13 protein-coding genes are annotated in these 18,690 nt (G+C 59.6%); 3 read left to right on the top strand and 10 right to left on the bottom strand.

What is annotated here, in order from left to right; translation table 11 throughout:
* Position 1: 1 nt before the first annotated feature.
* A complete protein-coding gene (gene ffh, locus ACVOLS_RS14310) occupies positions 2 to 1,381 on the bottom strand; it encodes a signal recognition particle protein (RefSeq protein ID WP_481546149.1) in 1,380 nt (459 codons plus the stop codon).
* Between the two features lie 110 nt (positions 1,382 to 1,491).
* Here ffh and ACVOLS_RS14305 point away from each other — a divergent pair, with 110 nt between their 5' ends.
* Positions 1,492 to 2,283 carry a cytochrome C assembly family protein gene (locus ACVOLS_RS14305; protein ID WP_481546148.1) on the top strand — a complete coding sequence of 264 codons (792 nt, stop codon included), beginning with the start codon at positions 1,492 to 1,494 and terminating at the stop codon, positions 2,281 to 2,283.
* Positions 2,284 to 2,578: 295 nt separating this feature from the next.
* Here the strand turns inward: ACVOLS_RS14305 and radA are convergent, their stop codons facing one another.
* Positions 2,579 to 3,961, bottom strand: a complete 1,383-nt coding sequence (gene radA, locus ACVOLS_RS14300) for a DNA repair protein RadA (protein ID WP_481516936.1) — start codon at positions 3,959 to 3,961, stop codon at positions 2,579 to 2,581.
* Positions 3,962 to 4,092: 131 nt separating this feature from the next.
* Between radA and ACVOLS_RS14295 the strand changes: the two genes are divergently transcribed.
* Complete coding sequence (locus tag ACVOLS_RS14295; RefSeq protein WP_481546147.1) at positions 4,093 to 6,153, top strand: putative bifunctional diguanylate cyclase/phosphodiesterase; 2,061 nt, start codon at positions 4,093 to 4,095, stop codon at positions 6,151 to 6,153.
* 386 nt (positions 6,154 to 6,539) lie between these two features.
* Here the strand turns inward: ACVOLS_RS14295 and cyoD are convergent, their stop codons facing one another.
* From cyoD to cyoA, 4 genes are read right to left on the bottom strand one after another with little or no spacing between them, the layout of a single operon-like run.
* Positions 6,540 to 6,878 (bottom strand): cytochrome o ubiquinol oxidase subunit IV, encoded by a 339-nt coding sequence (gene cyoD / locus ACVOLS_RS14290; protein ID WP_282271076.1) that lies wholly within the window; start codon positions 6,876 to 6,878, stop codon positions 6,540 to 6,542.
* Positions 6,878 to 7,516, bottom strand: a complete 639-nt coding sequence (gene cyoC, locus ACVOLS_RS14285; protein ID WP_481546146.1) for a cytochrome o ubiquinol oxidase subunit III — start codon at positions 7,514 to 7,516, stop codon at positions 6,878 to 6,880. The genes cyoD and cyoC overlap by 1 nt, the downstream gene beginning before the upstream one ends.
* Positions 7,513 to 9,510 carry a cytochrome o ubiquinol oxidase subunit I gene (gene cyoB, locus ACVOLS_RS14280; RefSeq protein ID WP_481546145.1) on the bottom strand — a complete coding sequence of 666 codons (1,998 nt, stop codon included), beginning with the start codon at positions 9,508 to 9,510 and terminating at the stop codon, positions 7,513 to 7,515. The genes cyoC and cyoB overlap by 4 nt, the downstream gene beginning before the upstream one ends.
* A gap of 2 nt (positions 9,511 to 9,512) precedes the next feature.
* Positions 9,513 to 10,631 carry a ubiquinol oxidase subunit II gene (gene cyoA, locus ACVOLS_RS14275; protein WP_481546144.1) on the bottom strand — a complete coding sequence of 373 codons (1,119 nt, stop codon included), beginning with the start codon at positions 10,629 to 10,631 and terminating at the stop codon, positions 9,513 to 9,515.
* Between the two features lie 1,223 nt (positions 10,632 to 11,854).
* On the opposite strand from cyoA, the gene ACVOLS_RS14270 reads away from it, so the two are divergent.
* Positions 11,855 to 12,292 carry a hypothetical protein gene (locus ACVOLS_RS14270; protein ID WP_481546143.1) on the top strand — a complete coding sequence of 146 codons (438 nt, stop codon included), beginning with the start codon at positions 11,855 to 11,857 and terminating at the stop codon, positions 12,290 to 12,292.
* A 778-nt stretch (positions 12,293 to 13,070) separates the two neighbouring features.
* Here ACVOLS_RS14270 and ACVOLS_RS14265 read toward each other — a convergent pair.
* From ACVOLS_RS14265 to ACVOLS_RS14250, 4 genes are all read right to left on the bottom strand, one after another.
* The gene (locus ACVOLS_RS14265; protein ID WP_481546142.1) at positions 13,071 to 14,105 is read right to left on the bottom strand and encodes a hypothetical protein; all 1,035 of its coding nucleotides are present in this window, start codon (positions 14,103 to 14,105) and stop codon (positions 13,071 to 13,073) included.
* 260 nt (positions 14,106 to 14,365) lie between these two features.
* Complete coding sequence (locus ACVOLS_RS14260; protein ID WP_481546141.1) at positions 14,366 to 15,148, bottom strand: hypothetical protein; 783 nt, start codon at positions 15,146 to 15,148, stop codon at positions 14,366 to 14,368.
* 153 nt (positions 15,149 to 15,301) lie between these two features.
* Positions 15,302 to 15,691: a hypothetical protein gene (locus ACVOLS_RS14255; protein WP_313642465.1), complete on the bottom strand. Its 390-nt coding sequence runs from the start codon at positions 15,689 to 15,691 to the stop codon at positions 15,302 to 15,304.
* Positions 15,692 to 16,762: 1,071 nt separating this feature from the next.
* On the bottom strand, positions 16,763 to 17,890 hold the full coding sequence (locus ACVOLS_RS14250) for a hypothetical protein (protein ID WP_481546140.1): 1,128 nt from the start codon (positions 17,888 to 17,890) through the stop codon (positions 16,763 to 16,765).
* Positions 17,891 to 18,690: the final 800 nt, after the last annotated feature.

Here is an 18,690-nt window from a genome sequence, read left to right as displayed (position 1 = left end):
ATCAACGGAACGGCAGGCCGCCCTTGCCACCCATGGCGCCGAGCATGCCCTTCATGTTGCGCATCATGCCCTTCATGCCGCCACCGGCGAGCTTGCCCATCATCTTTTCCATCTGCATGTACTGCTTCATCAGCTTGTTGACGTCGGCCGGCTGGGTGCCGGAGCCACGCGCGATGCGGGCACGACGCGAACCATTGAGCAGGCCCGGGTTGCGGCGCTCCTTCTTGGTCATGGAACCGATGATGGCGATCATGCGCGGCACTTCCTTGCTCTGGCTGACCTGCGCCTTGAGGTGCTCGGGGATCTGGCCCAGGCCCGGCAGCTTGTCCATCAAGCCGCCGATGCCGCCCATGTTCTGCATCTGCTCCAGCTGGTCGCGCATGTCGTTCAGGTCGAACTTCTTGCCCTTGGCGACCTTCTCGGCCAGCTTCTGCGCCTTGTCCTTGTCGACCTGCTGCTCGACCTGCTCGACCAGCGACAGCACGTCGCCCATGTCGAGGATGCGGCTGGCCACACGTTCCGGATGGAACACATCCAGGCCGTCGACCTTTTCACCGGTACCGGTGAACTTGATCGGCTTGCCGGTGATGTAGCGAACGCTCAGCGCGGCACCGCCACGGGCGTCACCGTCGGTCTTGGTCAGCACCACGCCGGTCAGCGGCAGTGCTTCACCGAAGGCCTTGGCGGTATTGGCGGCATCCTGGCCGGTCATGGCATCGACCACGAACAGGGTTTCAGCCGGGTTGACCGCCGCGTGCAGGGCCTTGATCTCGGCCATCATCGCTTCGTCGATGGCCAGTCGGCCGGCAGTATCGACCAGCAGCACGTCGACGAACGATTTGCGCGCGTCATCGATGGCGGCGCGCACGATGTCGACCGGCTTCTGCTCCGGGCTGGACGGGAAGAACAGCACGTCGACCTGCTCGGCCAGCGTCTTCAACTGCTCGATGGCGGCCGGACGGTAAACGTCGGCAGAAACCACCATCACCTTCTTTTTGCGCTTTTCCTTCAGGTGCTTGGCCAGCTTGCCCACCGTGGTGGTCTTGCCGGCACCCTGCAGGCCCGCCATCAGGATGATGGCCGGCGCTGGCACATTGAGGTTCAGGTCGGTGGCCTGCGCGCCCATCACGGCGGTCAGCTCATCGCGCACCACTTTGATCAGCGCCTGACCCGGGGTCAGCGACTTGAGCACCTCCTGACCAACCGCGCGGACCTTGATCTTCTCGATCAGGGCCTGCACCACCGGCAGGGCCACATCGGCCTCCAGCAGGGCGATGCGCACCTCACGGGTGGCCTCGCGGATGTTTTCTTCAGTCAGGCGGCCGCGCCCACGCAGGCGCTCGATGGTGCCGGAAAGGCGCTGGGTCAGTGACTCGAACATGCGACGGAACCTGCGGAAATCGTGGAAACAGAGACAGTTAGTATAACGGGCAGCCGCCGCCACCGCCGGTTCAGATCGCCAGAGGCGGGCCTGTATGCGAAACTGCATCGATGACAATCGTTCTCATCGCCGCCGCGCTCTATCTGGTGTCCACCGCCCTGCTGGTACGCGGGCTGGCCGGCGAGCGCAGTCCGCCCCCACGCAGTTGGCTGTTGCCGACCATCGCCGCCGTGCTGCTGCACGCCGGTTACCACCTGATGGTGGCGATGAAAACCGCAGGCGGCCCGGACATGCACTTCTTCGCGGCACTGTCACTGGTAGGTCTGGGCATGGCGGCACTGACCGCCGTGGTTGGCGCGCGCGGACGCATGTCGGCACTGGGCGTGGTGGTGTTCCCGATGGCGGCGATCCTGTTGCTGGCCTACCACGGCTACGGCCACGAACCGAGCAAACTGCTGGGCTGGCGCCTGGCCACCCACGCCTGGCTTGCGCTGCTGGCCTACGCCACGCTGAGCGTCGCCGCGCTGCTGGCCATCATGCTGTGGCTGCAGGAGCGGGCTCTGCGCCGCCGTGACTTCCGCCCGTGGCTGCGCGCCCTGCCGCCGCTGGCCGACCTGGAGACCCTGTTGTTCCGCACGATCACGGTCGGCTTCTGTCTGCTGACCCTGACCCTGCTGACCGGCGTGCTGTTCGTCGACAACCTGCTGGCGCAGAAGCTGGTGCACAAGACCGTGCTCAGCGTGCTGTCCTGGATCGTATTCGGCACCCTGCTGATCGGCCGCCGCCGTTACGGCTGGCGCGGCAGCAAGGCCGTGCACTGGACCCTGACGGCGATGGCGTTGTTGTTGCTGGCGTTCTTCGGCAGCAGGTTCGTGATCGAACTGGTACTGGGCCGCGGCTGAGCCATTGCCCGGCAACGGGCATTGCGTTGCGCCCCGTAGTGCCGAGCCATGCTCGGCAGAGGCATTACCGGTAAACCAAAACTGTAGTGCCGAGCCATGCTCGGCAAGGGCCTTCCCAGCAATGCATCGGGCCACCGAAATTTTGTAGGCGCGCCGTACGCCGCCAAGCTGGCTGAAATTAAATTGGGGGCACCTTTGGATCGGTTCGATCATCCGCTTCGCGGCTTACGCCGCTCCCACAAGAAGCATCTCCCGGAAAGCCCCTGCCGAGCATGGCTCGGCACTACAGATGCTTTCACTCCATCGCTGCTTCCAGCGCCTGCGACAGACGCTCCACCGCAATCACTTCCATGCCCTTCACCGTGCCGGCCTTGGGCGCATTGGCCTTGGGCACGATCGCGCGCTTGAAGCCATGTGTGGCCGCTTCGCGCAGGCGATCCTCGCCATTGGGCACCGGGCGGATTTCGCCGGACAAACCCACTTCGCCAAAGGCAATGGTCTTCTCAGCCAACGGCCGATCCTGCAGCGAGGACAACACCGCCAGCAGCACCGGCAGATCGACGGCGGTCTCCTGCACACGGATGCCGCCCACCACGTTCACGAATACGTCCTGGTCGCCGACCAGCACGCCACCATGGCGGTGCAGCACCGCCAGCAGCATTGCCAAACGGTTCTGCTCCAGACCGACCGCCACCCGGCGCGGATTGGACAGCGGTGAGGAATCCACCAGCGCCTGCACTTCCACCAGCAGCGGCCGCGTGCCTTCGCGGGTCACCATCACGCAGCTGCCCGGCTGGCGGGTGCTGCCACCAGACAAGAAGATAGCGGACGGATTGGGCACTTCTTTCAACCCCTTCTCACCCATCGCAAACACGCCCAGCTCATTGACCGCACCGAAGCGGTTCTTGAACGCGCGCAGGATGCGGAAGCGGCTGCCACTTTCACCTTCGAAGTACAGCACCGCGTCCACCATGTGCTCCAGCACACGCGGGCCGGCGATACCGCCCTCCTTGGTGACATGGCCGACCAGAAAAACAGCCGTACCGGTTTCCTTGGCAAAGCGGACCAGCCGCGCTGCACTTTCGCGCACCTGGCTGACCGAACCCGGCGCCGCCGTCAGCGCCTCGGTCCACAACGTCTGCACCGAGTCGGCGACGATTAGCTTGGGTCGCGCCTTCACCGCGTGCTGCAGGATGTTCTCGACACCGGTCTCGGACAGTGCGTTGATGCCCTCCAGCGGCAGGTCCAGACGCACCGCACGACCAGCCACCTGCGAAAGCGATTCTTCACCGGTGACGTACAGCACCGGCAAGCTGCTGGCCATCTTGGCCACCGCCTGCAGCAGCAGCGTGGACTTGCCGATACCCGGATCACCGCCAACGAGTACCACCGCGCCTTCCACCAAGCCACCGCCCAGCACCCGGTCGAACTCGCTGATGCCGGTGGAAACCCGCAGATGCTCGGTCTGCTGTACGTCCTTCAAGGCGGTGATCTTGGGCGCCTCGACCTTGCCGGCCCAGCCACTGCGGCGTGCCGCCGGCGCTTTTGCCGAAGCGGCGGTCTCCAGCACGATCTCGCTCAGCACGTTCCACACACCGCATTCGGTGCATTGGCCCTGCCACTTGCTGTACTCGGCGCCACATTCGCTGCAGACGTATGCACTGCGGGTCTTGGCCATGGAAATTCCTATCTGCGTCAGCGCCGCAGGATAGCCCACCAAGGTCGCAAAGGCTGCGACAGCTAAAGTCCGCGCTGCCGCTGCCGCTAGGTAAGCGGGGCTTTGCTCCATCTCGACGTTCAGGAATTCGCATGATCGGCACTTACAACCAGGGCCTCGTTGTCGTCTCGTTACTGGTGGCGATCCTTGCCTCCTATACCGCTCTGGACATGTCCGCGCGCGTAGCCAACAGCCAAAGCCGCCGGGCCGCGCGCATCTGGCTGGTGGGCGGCGCGGTGGCCATGGGGCTGGGAATCTGGTCGATGCATTTCATCGGCATGCTGGCCTTCAAGCTGCCGATCCCGGTGGGCTACGACCTCTTCCTCACCACCTGCTCGCTGGCGGCCTCTGTTGGCGCATCGATGTACGCGCTGTGGCTGGTGTCGCGCCAACGCCTGCCTGTCGGCCGCCTGCTGTCCGGCGCGATACTGATGGGCTCAGGCATCGCGGCCATGCACTACATCGGCATGGCCGCGATGCAGATGCAACCGGGCATCGACTATGACCCGATCTGGTTCACCGCCTCGATCCTGATCGCCATTGGCGCCTCGGCGGCGGCACTGTGGATCGCACAGCGGCTGCGCCATGAGCAACCCAGGCTGTTGCCGATGCGCCTGCTGGCATCGCTGGTGATGGGCGTGGCCATCGTCGGCATGCACTACACCGGAATGGCCGCCGCGCGCTTCCCTGCCGGTTCGTTCTGCGGCGCCATCAGCGACGGCGGACTGGATACACATCTGCTCGCGGGGCTGGTCATCGTCACCACGATTGCCACCCTTGCGGTCGCGCTGCTGGCCTCGGTGTTCGACGGGCAGATGCGCCTGCGCACGGGCCTGCTGGCCCACTCGCTGGCCAACGCCAACGAAAAGCTGGTGCAGGCTGCGCTGCACGACCCGCTGACCCAGTTGCCCAACCGGGTGCTGCTGCAGGACCGCATCGAGCGCGCCATCGAGAAGGCCAACCGGCGCGAATTCGGCCTCGCGCTGATGTTCTGCGACCTCGACGGCTTCAAGAACGTCAACGATGCCTACGGTCACCAGCTCGGCGACCGCCTGCTGATGCAGTTCAGCAGGAAGGTCAGCGCTCTGCTGCGCAGCCAGGACACCTTCGCCCGTCTCGGTGGCGATGAGTTCGTCATCGTGATGGCAATTGATTCACCCGACGACGCAGCCCTGATGGCCGAACAGATCAGCGCCGCCATCAGCGCGCCCTTCCTGATCGACAATGCCGAGCTTCTGGTCAGCGCCAGCATCGGCATCGCCCTGTATCCGGAAGATGCAAGCAACGAACGCGAGCTGATGATGCATGCCGATGCAGCGATGTATCACGTCAAGCACAGCGGGCGGAACGGCCATGCGTTCTTCACCTCGACCATGCAGGCTGGCACCCGTCAGCGCCTGCGCTTGTTGCAGGACCTGCGCCACGCGACTGCGCGCAATGAGCTGGTGCTGCACTACCAGCCAAAGTTCCCAGCCGGTGGCAGTCGTGCCAACGGTGCTGAAGCGCTGCTGCGCTGGAACCATCCAGAGCTTGGCATGCTGTCACCCGATGTGTTCATTCCCGTTGCCGAGCGCAGCGGCTTGATCATCCAGATCGGCGAATGGGTGCTGGACGCCGCCTGCGCGCAACTGCGCGCCTGGCATGACGCCGGCAATAGCGATTGGTCGATGGCGGTGAACCTGTCGCCATTACAGTTCGCCTCGCCGACGCTGGTTGAAACCGTGCGCTGCGCGCTTGAGCGCCATGCGCTGGACCCGCGCCAGCTGACCCTGGAAGTGACCGAAAGCACCGCGATGAAGGACGTGGAAGCCAGCCTGCAGATGCTGGAAGCGCTGACTGCGATGGGCGTGCGCATCGCCATCGATGACTTCGGCACCGGTTACTCCAGCCTGCTCTATCTGAAGCGCATGCCGGCCACGGAGCTCAAGATCGACCGCGCCTTCGTCCGCGACCTGGAACACAACAGCGAGGATGCAGCCATCGTCTCCTCGATCATTGCGTTGGGTCGCACGCTGCAACTGCAGGTGGTCGCCGAAGGCGTGGAAACCGAGGCGCAACGTAATTTCCTCGGCGAGCTGGGTTGCGACGTATTGCAGGGCTACCACCTGGGCCGGCCGGTGGCCGCAGCGGATTTCATGCGCTGCAACGCCTGAGGCAAGCCAGCTGTTTGTAGGAGCGGCGTAAGCCGCGAAGCTGGCAATGCCTGAAAGGCCCCAAAAGCCAACCCCTCCCCAACCCTCCCCTTGGCTCCGCCAAAGGGAGGGAGCAACGGCGTAGTGCCGAGCCATGCTCGGCAGAGGCTTCACCGGCAATGCCATCCGGCTTGTAGGAGCGGCGCAAGCCGCGAAGCTGGGCTGGGCGAAACCAGCCTTCTGTCGGCGATCTGAAGGACCATCTGCTTCGCGGCTTACGCCGCTCCTACAACTGCGGCTGATGCGTTGCTTGGAAGGCTTCTGCCGAGCATGGCTCGGCACTACAAAAAACAAAAACAAAGGCCGCCTTGCGGCGGCCTTTGCTGTGCATCAAACGATCAAGCCGCTCAGTGCATCATGTGGTGATTCATGTTCCACATGACCCACAACGTGCCCAGCACGATGATGCCGATCACCACCAGGGTGAACATGCCGGCATTGACGTTCCAGCGGGCAGCCGAGGAACGATCAAGGTGCAGGAAGAACACCAGGTGCACCAGCAGCTGCAGGATGCCTGCAACCACGATCACCGCGCCGGTGGCGAAGCTGGACATACCACCGCTCATCACCACCCAGAACGGGATGATGGTGAGCACGGCAGCCAGCACGAAGCCGATCAGGTAAGACTTGACGCTGCCGTGGCTTTCGCCAGCGGCACCGTGTGCATGATTGTCATGTGCGGACATTACATCGCTCCCGACAGATAAACGACAGAGAACACGCCAATCCAGACCAGATCCAGGAAGTGCCAGAACAGGCTCAGGCACGCCATGCGGGTCTTGTTGCGCGGGGTCAGGCCATCCTGCTTGAGCTGGACGAACATCACCGCCAACCACAGCAGACCAGCGGTCACGTGCAGACCGTGGGTACCAACCAGGGCGAAGAACGCCGACAGGAAGGCACTCTTGTCCGGGCCGTGGCCGTTATGGATCAGGTGGTTGAACTCCCAGATTTCCATGCCCATGAAGCCGGCACCCAGCAGCCAGGTGATGGCCAGCCAGAAGAACATCAGGCCCTGCTTGGACTGGTGCATGGCGATCATGCCCAGGCCGAACGTCAGCGAGGACACCAGCAGCAGCGCGGTTTCCCACGCCACGAACGGCAGCTCGAACAGGTCCTTGGCCGACGGGCCACCATTGGTGCCGCCGGACAAAACCACATACGTCACGAACAGGGTGGCGAAGATGAGCAGATCGCTCATCAGGTACACCCAGAAACCGAAGACGGTGTTCTCGCTGGTGTCGTGATGCTCGTGATGGTCATCGCCATGGTCCGCAGCGTGCGCTGCGGAACCGTGGGTCATCGTGTGGGCGTTCGTGCTCATGCCTTCACCTCGGTCTTCACCAAGCCCTGAGCTTCCAGGTGCTTACGGTGTTCGTTCTCGATACGTTCCACCTCGGCAGCCGGCACCCAGTAATCCACGTCCTTGTCGAAGGTACGGTAGATGAAGGTGGCGATCATGCCGACCAGGCCGATGATGGCCAGCACCCACATGTGCCAGACCATCGCAAAGCCCAGCACCAGGCTGAACGCGCCGATGACAACACCGGTACCGGTGTTCTTCGGCATGTGGATGTCGCTGTACTTGGCCGGCTTCTGCCAGGCTTCGCCGCGCTGCTTGCGGTGCCAGAATTCGTCCAGCTCCTCACCCTTGGGCAGGGTGGCGAAGTTGTAGAACTGCACCGGGGAAGAGGTTTCCCACTCCAGGGTACGGGCATCCCACGGATCACCGGTCAGGTCAGCGTTCTTCTTGCGGTCGCGGATGGACACGGCGATCTGGATCACCTGGCACAGGATGCCCAGGGCGATGATCGCAGCACCAATCGCGGCAACCACGAAGTACGGCTGGTAGTCCATGTTCGGGTAGCTCTGCATACGACGCGTCGCACCCATGAAGCCCAGTGCGTACAGCGGCATGAAGGCCACGTAGAAGCCGATGAACCAGCCCCAGAACGCGCGCTTGCCCCAGGTTTCATTCAAGGTGAAACCGAACATCTTCGGCCACCAGTAGGTGATACCGGCAAACATGCCGAACACCACGCCGCCGATGATGACGTTGTGGAAGTGGGCAATCAGGAACAGCGAGTTGTGCAGCACGAAGTCGATGGCCGGGATCGCCAACATCACGCCGGTCATGCCGCCGATGGTGAAGGTGACCATGAAGCCGATCGTCCACAACACCGGCGAGGTGAAGTGCACGCGACCGCGGTACATCGTGAACAGCCAGTTGAAGATCTTCACGCCGGTCGGGATCGAGATGATCATCGTCGTGATGCCGAAGAAGGCATTGACGTTGGCACCCGAGCCCATGGTGAAGAAGTGGTGCAACCACACCAGGAACGACAACACACCGATCGCACAGGTGGCGTAGACCATGCCCTTGTAACCGAACAGGGTCTTGCGCGAGAACGTGGCGATCACTTCAGAGAACACACCAAATGCCGGCAGCACCAGGATGTAGACCTCCGGGTGACCCCAGATCCAGATCAGGTTGATGTACAGCATGGCGTTGCCGCCACCATCGTTGGTGAAGAAGTGCGTACCCAGGTAACGGTCCAGGGTCAGCAGCACCAGGGTGATGGTCAACACCGGGAACGCAGCAATGATCAGCAGGTTGGTGACCAGGGCGGTCCAGCTGAACACCGGCATGTGCATCAGCTTCATGCCCGGGCTACGCATCTTGAGGATGGTGATGAAGAAGTTGATACCGCTCAGCGTGGTACCCAGGCCGGAGACCTGCAGCGCCCAGATGTAGTAATCCATACCTACGCTTGGACTGTATTCCAACCCCGACAAGGGTGGGAACGCCAACCAACCGGTCGCGGCGAATTCACCGATCCACAGCGAGATCATCATCAGGCCGCAGCCTGCGACGAACAGCCAGAAGCTCAGCGAGTTCAGGAACGGGAAGGCAACGTCGCGGGCACCAATCTGCAGCGGCACCACCAGGTTCATCAAACCGGTGATCAGCGGCATGGCAACGAAGAAGATCATGATCACGCCGTGGGCGGTGAAGATCTGGTCGTAGTGGTGTGGCGGCAGATAGCCTTCGGCGCCGCCAGCGGCAACCGCCTGCTGGGCACGCATCATGATCGCGTCGGAGAAGCCGCGCAGCAGCATCACGAACGCCACGATCAGGTACATCGCGCCGATCTTCTTGTGGTCCACCGAGGTGAACCACTCCTTCCACAGGTAACCCCACAGCTTGAACTTGGTGACCGCGGCTACAACAGCCAGGCCGCCCAGCATCGCGCCGATGAGGGTGGAGAGCACGATGGGATCGTGCGGCAGTGAATCAAGAGAGAGTTTTCCAAGCATCGTCATTCTCCCGAGGTGCCGTGGCCGGCATGTGCGGCTTCGGCGGGCTCGTTGGCATTGTGACCGGCGTGGCCGTCAGCCTCGGCGGCAGCAGGAGCAGCGGCGGCAGGAGCGTCATGGCCCATGGCGGCGTGATCCATCGCGTCGTGGCCCATCGCGTCGTGGCCCATCGCAGCGTGGTCCATGGCTTCGGGCTGCATCGCCTCGTGGCCAGCACCTTCGTGCGACATCTTCTTGCCATCGTGCTTCATGCCGAAGTGGTGGTTCTCACCGGCATGCTTGGCAATGATGGTGTCGAACAGGCCCTTCTCGGTGCTGCCGTAATAGGTCACCGGGTGCCAGTCGTGGTTCTGCTCGGTGGTGAGTTCGGCAAACGCCTTCTGGTCCATGACCTTGGCATCGCCGCGCACCTTGGCCAACCAGGCCTGGTATTCCTCATTGCTCACCGCGTGCGCGGTGAAATGCATCTTGCTGAAGCCTGCACCGCTGTAATGCGAGGAGCGGCCTTCATAGCTGCCGGCCTCGTTGGCGATCAGGTGCAGCTTGGTCTCCATGCCGGCCATCGAGTAGATCATGCTGCCCAGATGCGGAATGAAGAACGCATTCATCACCGTATCGGCGGTGATCTTGAAGTTCAGCGGAGCATCGACCGGGAAGGTCAGCTCGTTGACCACGGCGATATTCTCTTCCGGGTAGACGAACAGCCACTTCCAGTCCAGCGAGATCGCTTCGATCACCACCGGCTTGGTATCGGACTCCAGCGGCTTGTACGGATCCAGCGCATGCGAAGAGCGCCAGGTCAGCACGGCCAGGACCAGGATGATCATGCACGGGATCGACCAGACCACCACTTCGATGGCGGTGGAGTGAGACCAGTTGGGCTCGTAACGGGCCTTGGTGTTGGATGCGCGGTACTTCCACGCGAACACCAGCGTCAGCACGATCACAGGAATGACCACCAGCAACATCAGCACCGTACAGGTGATCAGCAGCGTGAGTTCATCCCGGGCGATCTGGCCCTTGGGGTCAAACAGGGCCCAGTCGCAGCCCGTCATCATGACGGCCATAGCGACAATGAGGCCCGGACGCAAAAAGCGTCCAAGAGTTTTCAACGGAATCATCGGTCGATCCAATTGCGAGGGAGAGCCGGACCTGGCAAGCCCATACATGCAAACGCAAACGAGCGCCCGGGGATTGCCCTCCGGGAGACATGTAGGGGGTTGTCAGATTTCAGCCCCGCAATTTTAGGCCTTCACACACCACTTAAGAAAGGTATTGACAATGATTTCGCGCAGCAAAAGCGGGCAATCCCGTGCGACACGTTGTCGCACCTGCGCGTGACAAGGGGCAGATTCGGCAAAGCCCCAAAGCGTTCGCAACGGCCACATCACTTCGCATTCGTACCAACGCCAGAAACACGGACCAGTTGCAGGCACGTCAACTGCGATGAATGGCCGCATGTACCAGTGCCGGCCTCAACTCATTCAGGTTCATGAGTAACACCAGTCCTCAGCGCGATGGGCAAGCCTACTTGGTCATGTGCCCAAACCGGACATTTGTACGAGGGTATGAGCGCAGCCAGTACAGCAGCGAGGCAAGCGACAACAGCCGCAACATAAGAATCCCTCGCAACCCAGCTCGAGCGCAGGTCACTGCCTCACCCACAGAAAAGGCCCGCACGAGGCGGGCCTGATCTGGTGCCGGAAATAGGAATCGAACCTACGACCTACGCATTACGAACCCACGCCAGATCAAGCACTTAGATAGATTTCCGGCGTCGAACAACTTACAGACGACATCTGTCCCCCTACTCCGCCCGACCTTGCCGGCTAGTGCGAGCTCTCCAAATCCGGCTGCCGGTCTCTGGGGAGACGCGTCACCAGTGACGACGCCGAGCGCTTCGGGCAGAGACACCCGCCCCGGGATAAGCGCCTCTGAAGCCGGAAGCTTGCGTCGCGACGATGGTTGCGGATGAGGATGCGGACACTCCTTATATATGTGCATCCCCGTCAGAAGCGGGGCCGGACCGAAGAGCGGTGCATATCGTATGCACCACCACATTGCCCCCTCCCCGTTTCAGATCAACAAGTTGACCTAGTCCTAAAGCATCGTAAGTGGCTGGTAAGTCGGTAAGGCACGGCGTCGATCCCATGCATACCCATGAACTGCCAAGCATCGCGTTCGCAAGCAATCGTATTGCCGGGAAAATTACAACAGACTCATCAGCCTATGATGGCCCACTGCATGGTTGGTGTTTTGCATTAAGCCTCGCAAGCGATTTGCACCCCTAAATTGACACCTAGCTGTGATCACTTAATCTATCCACCCAGACATGGGAGATGGAATGAAACTTCGACTGATTGCAATAACTCTCGCGATTGGCACTGCCGGATGCTTTACAAATTCGAAGCCGGTCACCATTAGCGCAGCAATACCGGCGCCGCCAGAGAGGGTCCTCGCGTTTCAAGAGCCTGGAAGTGAAACTTCCGGCCGCATCGTAGTAACGCGCGACAAAGGGTTCAGCGGCAGCGGCTGTCTTTACGCCTTCTATATCAATGGCACACTTGCCGCACGACTTGAAACCCACGAAACTGCGAGCTTCATCGTCCCAGCAGGCGAGCATCTATTACGTTCTGGTCGCGACCCGCAAGGCCGCGGACTATGCGGCACATATCAAAGCGAATGGACCCAGCGAGAGACAGCTCTCAGAGCAGGCGAGACAAAATTTTTCCGCCTTAGCATTGACGTGAATGGCAGGACTGATATCCAGCGCGCGGATTGATGCTTCATCACGCAACGGCATAGTCCCCCGATTACTCGAATGCCCGCCTATAGGCGGGCATTCCTTCTACACCCTCCATCGTCATTGGCCGAGCGAGTCGCCGACACTTGCGCTGGCTTCTTCAATGCGGGATCAATGCGACTGAGGACAAGAACCAGCCTCATTGGCATGGGCTGGTCTCGTTGATCGTTTGAACCTCAGAGCGTCGCACTAAGTATGCGCAAAATGGATGCCGTTTTTGTTTCTCGGGCTTGCAACTATGGTATGCACCGCCACCTTGCACCCCACCCATTGCAAATCAATAAGTTGACCCAGTCCCAAAGGACCGTAAGTGGCTGGTAAGCCGGTAAGGCACGGCGTCGATCCCGTTAGCAGTCCAAAACATCGGCCCTCCGTCTTCTGAGCCCGCTTCGACCCTGAACGTGTTAAAAAGCCCCTTGTTGACAAATGGAAGGCGGATCATGCCGCCGCTTACGGGGACGTCGGGAGCGGCATAAATCAACACCCTGCGGGCGATTACTGGCTGAATCGCATTCTACAACCGACAGCGCCCACATCACGAGCTGAAGATGATGACTCAAGACGCGGACTATGCCACTACACCAATCGCATGACCTGAGCAGAAAGCGGCGGATCATTACATTTTACGCACGGCGTCATGCCCTTCTCCGACTTGAATGTTCATTCCATCCAAAAATGAGAGAAGCCGGATCGCGCAAGGCCCTCAATAGCAAAAAGCCTCCTTTCGGGGGCTTTTTTGCATACAGAGCTCGATCAGTCAGTAGATTTCTTCAGGGACAGGCACCTTGGCGATCAACTGGAGTTCGTCGTTTTGAAGACGAAAGAAGAATGCGTAGTTGCCGGACGAATTGAAGTCATCGTCAAACTCGCCACCTTCTGCAATCAATAGTTCACTGCTGGGCAGATGCTTCCGAACTCGGGGCCCCAGTTCACCGCCCAAACCACTTTTAATGACCTGCCCTGTCCGCTTGTTAACGAAGGTCGTGTAGCCGCATGAGGTACCACAGCCCCAACCTGCCGATACGTACTCGCCAGCGAAATCCACAGGATCCTCAGCAAGCGCAGTAGATATGCGGGTTCTAAAAGTCCTAGCTTCTTCACTGCTGGTGTCTAGCTTGGCCGCTGGACCGGAGTAGACCTCGGCAACCGGATAGTCTGTGAACTTCGGGGTTCCACCCTCACCGTTGCCACTAAAAATTCGATCTCGGATCGCTTCGTTTGCGGCCACCTGCTCCGGCGTGTTCTCTGCTGACTCGTTCAACGCTGGCACCTGGCCCGCATCGGCGGCCACTGCGAGATCCGCGACATTAGCCGCAGCAATTGCTGGATCCACAACATCGGACACTGCTACTTTCTGCGGGACAGCCGCGTCTGTAGAGTTCGCCGTGAGTGCTGCTTCCAATGCCTGTATCAACATCGCTCTATCTTGGCCCACAAACGTAATGGCATGGACCAAATGCTTGTCGTTGTCGTCAAGCTGACTGGTGTAGGAAATTTGGGTTCTATGACCGTTTCCGCTCCCAGCCTTGATGACCATCGTTGCTTCGCAAGTGTATTTCTTGATGTTCTCTTCCAATGAGGTCGCATGCGGAAGTTCTATGTTGAGCCATGACCGCAGTGTTTCATTTGAAAGCTTGTTTGCGCCCACTGCCCCAACATCTTCGGCAATGATTTGCCTGACCAGATCTAACGTTTCCGTGTCCGAGCATTTAGGCACCTGACCGCCCAGCATTGAACAACCCGCAGACGCGCCCGCCACACCAAGCGCAGCTAACAGCAATCGCTTTCCCATACCCCCCCCCATACTCCCGACTAAGACCAATTATGCCCGACATCGGGTGTTTCGTCTCCAATTACAAAGGACCTGTCGCAGCCGTCGTTCTTGGGTTTAAGTGCGCGGAGCATCCCCGCTTTGGGGGTGTCGCTACCGCAGCGTTCTATTTGGTTTGGCTTTGGGGCATGCTTCTGATTGGCGTGCTAGTCGTTTTGTTCGGGCGGGTCAAGCGGGCGTAGGACAGAACGTCCAACTGATGGCCACCGGGTGGGCAGACCTCAAGCCGGCTGAGATGTGAGCACCGATCCCTGCCCTTCGTGTGTCATGCCCAGCGTGACCCGATAGGAACGACCACGGACATTGGCGTGGAACTCAAGCCAGTCGCCGTATGGCTTTGCTACCCGCGTGATGATTGGGCATTTGCGCTCATGGACGTAGCTGACCACTGCGCTGTATGAAATCTCATCGTAGGCGGTCCCCATTGCACTCGGCTCCCTGCCAAGAGTCTCGATTGCCCATTCGATCATCTGCGTAGTGCGGGCATCGTTACGTCTCGGAGCGTTGATGGGGAGTCGACGTTCGATTGGCGTGTGAAGACTACGATACTGCTCTTCAGTAGGAGCAATGCTTGCGAACTTGGCTTTGTCCACTGCGTCCAGACGACCCCACATCTGACAGACGAAATCGATGCTGCCGGATTGCTGCTCCACGAAGGATGCGCCATTCTTCTCCATCTCCGCAGCAAAGCCCAGCAGAGATTCCAGGGATTGCTGAGTGTTGAGCATCACGCCTAAGTAACCCTCCGGAATCCCCCTTCGCTGGGCCATCATCAGTAACGCGCTGAAAAAAGCACCTCGCCGATCCTCGTTCTTAACCCAAGAAGGAAGATTCTTAGGCCCATCGTTGTCAATCGCTTTGAACGCACGACTCTTATTGACCTCGTGCATCCTTCCTTTAGCTCCGAGAATGGCCTTACCTACAAACAACGCACCATATAAAAGGAGCGAGAGGCCGCTCGTAGGAATCGCAAGGGCTAGCGCAATTAGGAAAAGGATTGCCATGTGTCTTTGAGGAGGTGAAAAAGGTGTCGATCGGGGGATTTATACGGTCCAATGTCATCGGTGAGCCGCCCTCGATTCCCGTGCCAAACTGACGCCGGCTTTAAATCACTTAGATGTTGCGATACTCAATTTGAATATTTTCAGCCACTGATATCAGTTGCAATAAGTCTGATTGCCGTAAGTCGTGCAAGTGCGACTGTTACCGTTGCTATCAGTGGTATAGCTAGTGTTGCCATATTGCTGGGTGGTGGCGCGATTGCCTTGATTGTCAGTTGTGTAGGTCGTATTGCCGTACGTTTGGCTGGTCGTTCCGTACCCGTTACTGTCGTTCCGATAAGTCGTATTGCCGTAGGTCTGATATGTCCCGCTGGTGCCAGAGCTGTCGTTGCGGTAGGTCGTGTTGCCGTAATTGCTATAGGTAGAGGAGGTGCCGTTTGCGCGATTCTGGTAAGTTGAATTTCCGTAACTCGAGTACGTCGATTGGGCCGACGCGACGCTGGAACTGGCTAGTAGAATTACGGAAAGTGCGGTTGTGTACTTCATGGGTTCCCTCGATTGGTTGCATTTTCAGTGAGAATACCTCGAATATAGTTCAGAGTCTAACTGCTCAGTCTTGATCGTAAGAGTTGCTGGTAGGTAGATGGGTAAATGACCACGCTTGTCCAGACACTTCATACATACCCCGCAACCAGCACCGCTACAGGCATCCGCCAAACCACCGCCGCCCACATGGCGCGCGCTGCAGATATCCAGCATGCGTTTGAGTTGAGCTTTGCATGGGCAAAAGCACCCAAGTACCTGCTTGGCTACGATGATCCACGCGCTAGCGGAGTCACTTGGGCCAGCCGCGCAGTGATTTGCATGCGTAACGGTGTCGCTTTGTTGTGCGTTTTGCGGCCTTGTAGGCATGCGGGCGTTGGGTGTTGCCTGCAACGTGACTTTGGGTTGTCACTGCAGGGCCCAGTCCCGCCATGCCCCCATCGAGTTGGGATGGCAGATCAGCGTCGAGGTCGCGGGCAAAAGTTTGAGCGTAGATCCGGCAAGATTGCGATGATGTCGCTTGCAGCGATTCGGCATGTATCAGGTCAAATCGTCGAAAAGCTTCATACTTGGGCGGGCGTCCGCATGAGCAACGGAATTGCCTGAGTATTCCGCGACAATCGGCATATTGAATACCTATGAAAGCTCACCAAAAGCCCGCTGTGCGCAACGCAGGTGCGTGCAGCATAACCCCTATCTGAACGATTAAGGTTGACCCTGTAGCGCCGCAGAGAGGGTTTAAGCTGGGGGCGGTTTCCTGGAGGTTTTCTTTCCCTCAAACCCTCCGGAATGAAATCTATTGCGCGCCCCGAAGGGCGCGCAACAGAGCCGAGGAGCGAGGGCCGAAGGCCCGAAGTGACGTTGGCTCTGGCTTATCAAAGCTCCCCGCCTCTGCCTCCTTCAACAATTCCGGAATCAAGACCCTGCGCGGCCCGAAGGGACGCGCATCTGGACCCAAGGTGCGAGGGCCGAAGGCCCGAGTGCCGTTGGGTCCAGGCTCGGTACGTCCCAAAGTGCAGCCCGCATAGATTTTAATCTTCTTCGTAGAAGAAGATTGCTCTTGATCTGTAGCTTCTATGGAGCAGCTGACATTTTGCCTCCCATATCACTGGAAGCGCTTGAAGCAGCTACTTTCGCAGCCGTTTCGCGCCGCAGTTTATCGCGACGCCTGCGTTGACTATCCCGGTTCTGCCGTCGCCTGCGATCAGCGCGCGGATCACCCGAGCCACCAATTGCGATCAACTTGCGCGTCACTTTACGCTTGAGCGCTGAGCATTGCACCGCGAACTGACAGGTATGGCACGGCGCATCGCGCTCGTTAGTCCGATTACCAATGCATGCCGGCACATAGGCATCAGACGCGTTGCCGACATCGGCTGACTCGCCAACCAGCACCATTGCGTCACGTACCAAGTCCGGATCAAACATCGTACCCGCACGCTCTTCCGTCAATGGACCGCCCACGCTGAGATATCGTGCCAACCGTGCAGGACGATCTTTGGCGTACAACACATCAGCATGCAACATCCGCATTGCTGCGGCATAGACGGGATCGTCGCTAATAGGCTCGACAAAGAAGCACTCATCCCAGTCCGGCAAGAACAACCGCTCGCTGGTTTCAGCCCATGTGGGATGTCCACGCATCCAGGCGTTGAACAACTTCCCGGAGCACAGTTGGTTAGGCAGGGGAGGCTGTTTTGCTTTCCGGCCTACGATCCAGCGTTCCATGATGATTTCGCAGAACAGATCGTACGGCATGCCCAACTCATCCGCGCGCTGTCGGGCTGTCCACAGCGAAGTCATATCAGCCAAGTCATTCATGGCGAAGCTGGCTTCGATGGGCTGCTTGCCGGGTGCTTCGGTGGCGCTGAAATGGCGCGCCCACACTCGCCGATAAGCGACTAGGTACGCGTCATTGAACTGCTGGGTTGCTTGCAATGGTGTCATGTACCGATGGCCGATCCATCGGGTTTGATGGAGTGCAGCCTCTTTGGCAAGCAGCTTCGGGGCAATGTATGTTCGCTGGAAGGCCGCTTCGGCGACACGTCGCTGCTCGGGATCACTAATGGCGAGCACCTTGGCGTAGATGCTGTTCCGTCGATGCGCATCGCTCCGGTTCTTGACGGACTTCTTTTTCCGCGCCGGGTTGGTCCGCTTGGTGGTCTTGCTGGTCTTGGTCTTAGCTTTTTTCTTGGTCGTCATCCTGATTTCTCGGTGTGTAGAGATCAGTGTTATACCGAGGGAGCTGACGAAACCAACCTGTGCGTTTATGTTTTGTTCATTATTTCTCGGAGGCATCAAGTTCCGCATTAAAAACAGTGTGTTATGCGCCCCACCTGTATGGAGTTGCCCGTCACGACGTTCCACTTCGCCTGCAACGGATAGCAATTCCGGCGTCCTGTCTAGGACTTCCATCTTGGATACGGATCATCCGGATTCGCGCGCTGTGGGAACGCATTGCACCAGGGCTTGCCAGTGTGCATATGGGGCGCTCCGTGTTATGCAGCTACGTGCGTAGCAGTGATACGACAGGCGAAGCACCACGAGCTGCACAGCCAGTCTGGCGTGCGTTGAAAAGCGACGGTGTGTGCTATTGCAATGAGCGCCGTCAGAACATGCATGCAATGCCGAATCAACTACATTCGAGCGCGGCAAAAACGCACATCGCACCGAAGCGCGCGAGCGTGCTTGTGGGGCACACTTCGGCATATGCCTGCGATGGGTCGCGCGTAACGATGGACGAGGCTCTATGGGCGTTACGGACGCTCTGGGATGCTTCTGGATCGGGCTACGCGGGCGAGCCGAACAATCCATCAGAGCTCCGCATGCCCAACAACGCAAAAGGCGCGCTGACATCACTGCCAACGCGCCGGCAAGCTGACTATCAAGCTATCTCGATGTGCCCATGACTTAAATCTCTCCAGCTCGTGCTTTACGACAGAGGTCCGTAACTACCATGACGCTATCTTGGTCATGGGCGACGTTGATAATCATCGCCTCGG

The sequence above is a fragment of the Stenotrophomonas sp. STEN038 genome (assembly GCF_056759895.1).
This window is presented reverse-complemented; position numbering and strand designations above follow the sequence as displayed.

Excerpts from the sequence above, each read along its gene's own strand:
- ffh (WP_481546149.1), bottom strand. The coding sequence starts at position 1,381 with ATGTTCGAGTCACTGACCCAGCGCCTTTCCGGCACCATCGAGCGCCTG.
- ACVOLS_RS14305 (WP_481546148.1), top strand. The coding sequence starts at position 1,492 with ATGACAATCGTTCTCATCGCCGCCGCGCTCTATCTGGTGTCCACCGCC.
- radA (WP_481516936.1), bottom strand. The coding sequence starts at position 3,961 with ATGGCCAAGACCCGCAGTGCATACGTCTGCAGCGAATGTGGCGCCGAG.
- ACVOLS_RS14295 (WP_481546147.1), top strand. The coding sequence starts at position 4,093 with ATGATCGGCACTTACAACCAGGGCCTCGTTGTCGTCTCGTTACTGGTG.
- cyoD (WP_282271076.1), bottom strand. The coding sequence starts at position 6,878 with ATGTCCGCACATGACAATCATGCACACGGTGCCGCTGGCGAAAGCCAC.
- cyoC (WP_481546146.1), bottom strand. The coding sequence starts at position 7,516 with ATGAGCACGAACGCCCACACGATGACCCACGGTTCCGCAGCGCACGCT.
- cyoB (WP_481546145.1), bottom strand. The coding sequence starts at position 9,510 with ATGCTTGGAAAACTCTCTCTTGATTCACTGCCGCACGATCCCATCGTG.
- cyoA (WP_481546144.1), bottom strand. The coding sequence starts at position 10,631 with ATGATTCCGTTGAAAACTCTTGGACGCTTTTTGCGTCCGGGCCTCATT.
- ACVOLS_RS14270 (WP_481546143.1), top strand. The coding sequence starts at position 11,855 with ATGAAACTTCGACTGATTGCAATAACTCTCGCGATTGGCACTGCCGGA.
- ACVOLS_RS14265 (WP_481546142.1), bottom strand. The coding sequence starts at position 14,105 with ATGGGAAAGCGATTGCTGTTAGCTGCGCTTGGTGTGGCGGGCGCGTCT.
- ACVOLS_RS14260 (WP_481546141.1), bottom strand. The coding sequence starts at position 15,148 with ATGGCAATCCTTTTCCTAATTGCGCTAGCCCTTGCGATTCCTACGAGC.
- ACVOLS_RS14255 (WP_313642465.1), bottom strand. The coding sequence starts at position 15,691 with ATGAAGTACACAACCGCACTTTCCGTAATTCTACTAGCCAGTTCCAGC.
- ACVOLS_RS14250 (WP_481546140.1), bottom strand. The coding sequence starts at position 17,890 with ATGACGACCAAGAAAAAAGCTAAGACCAAGACCAGCAAGACCACCAAG.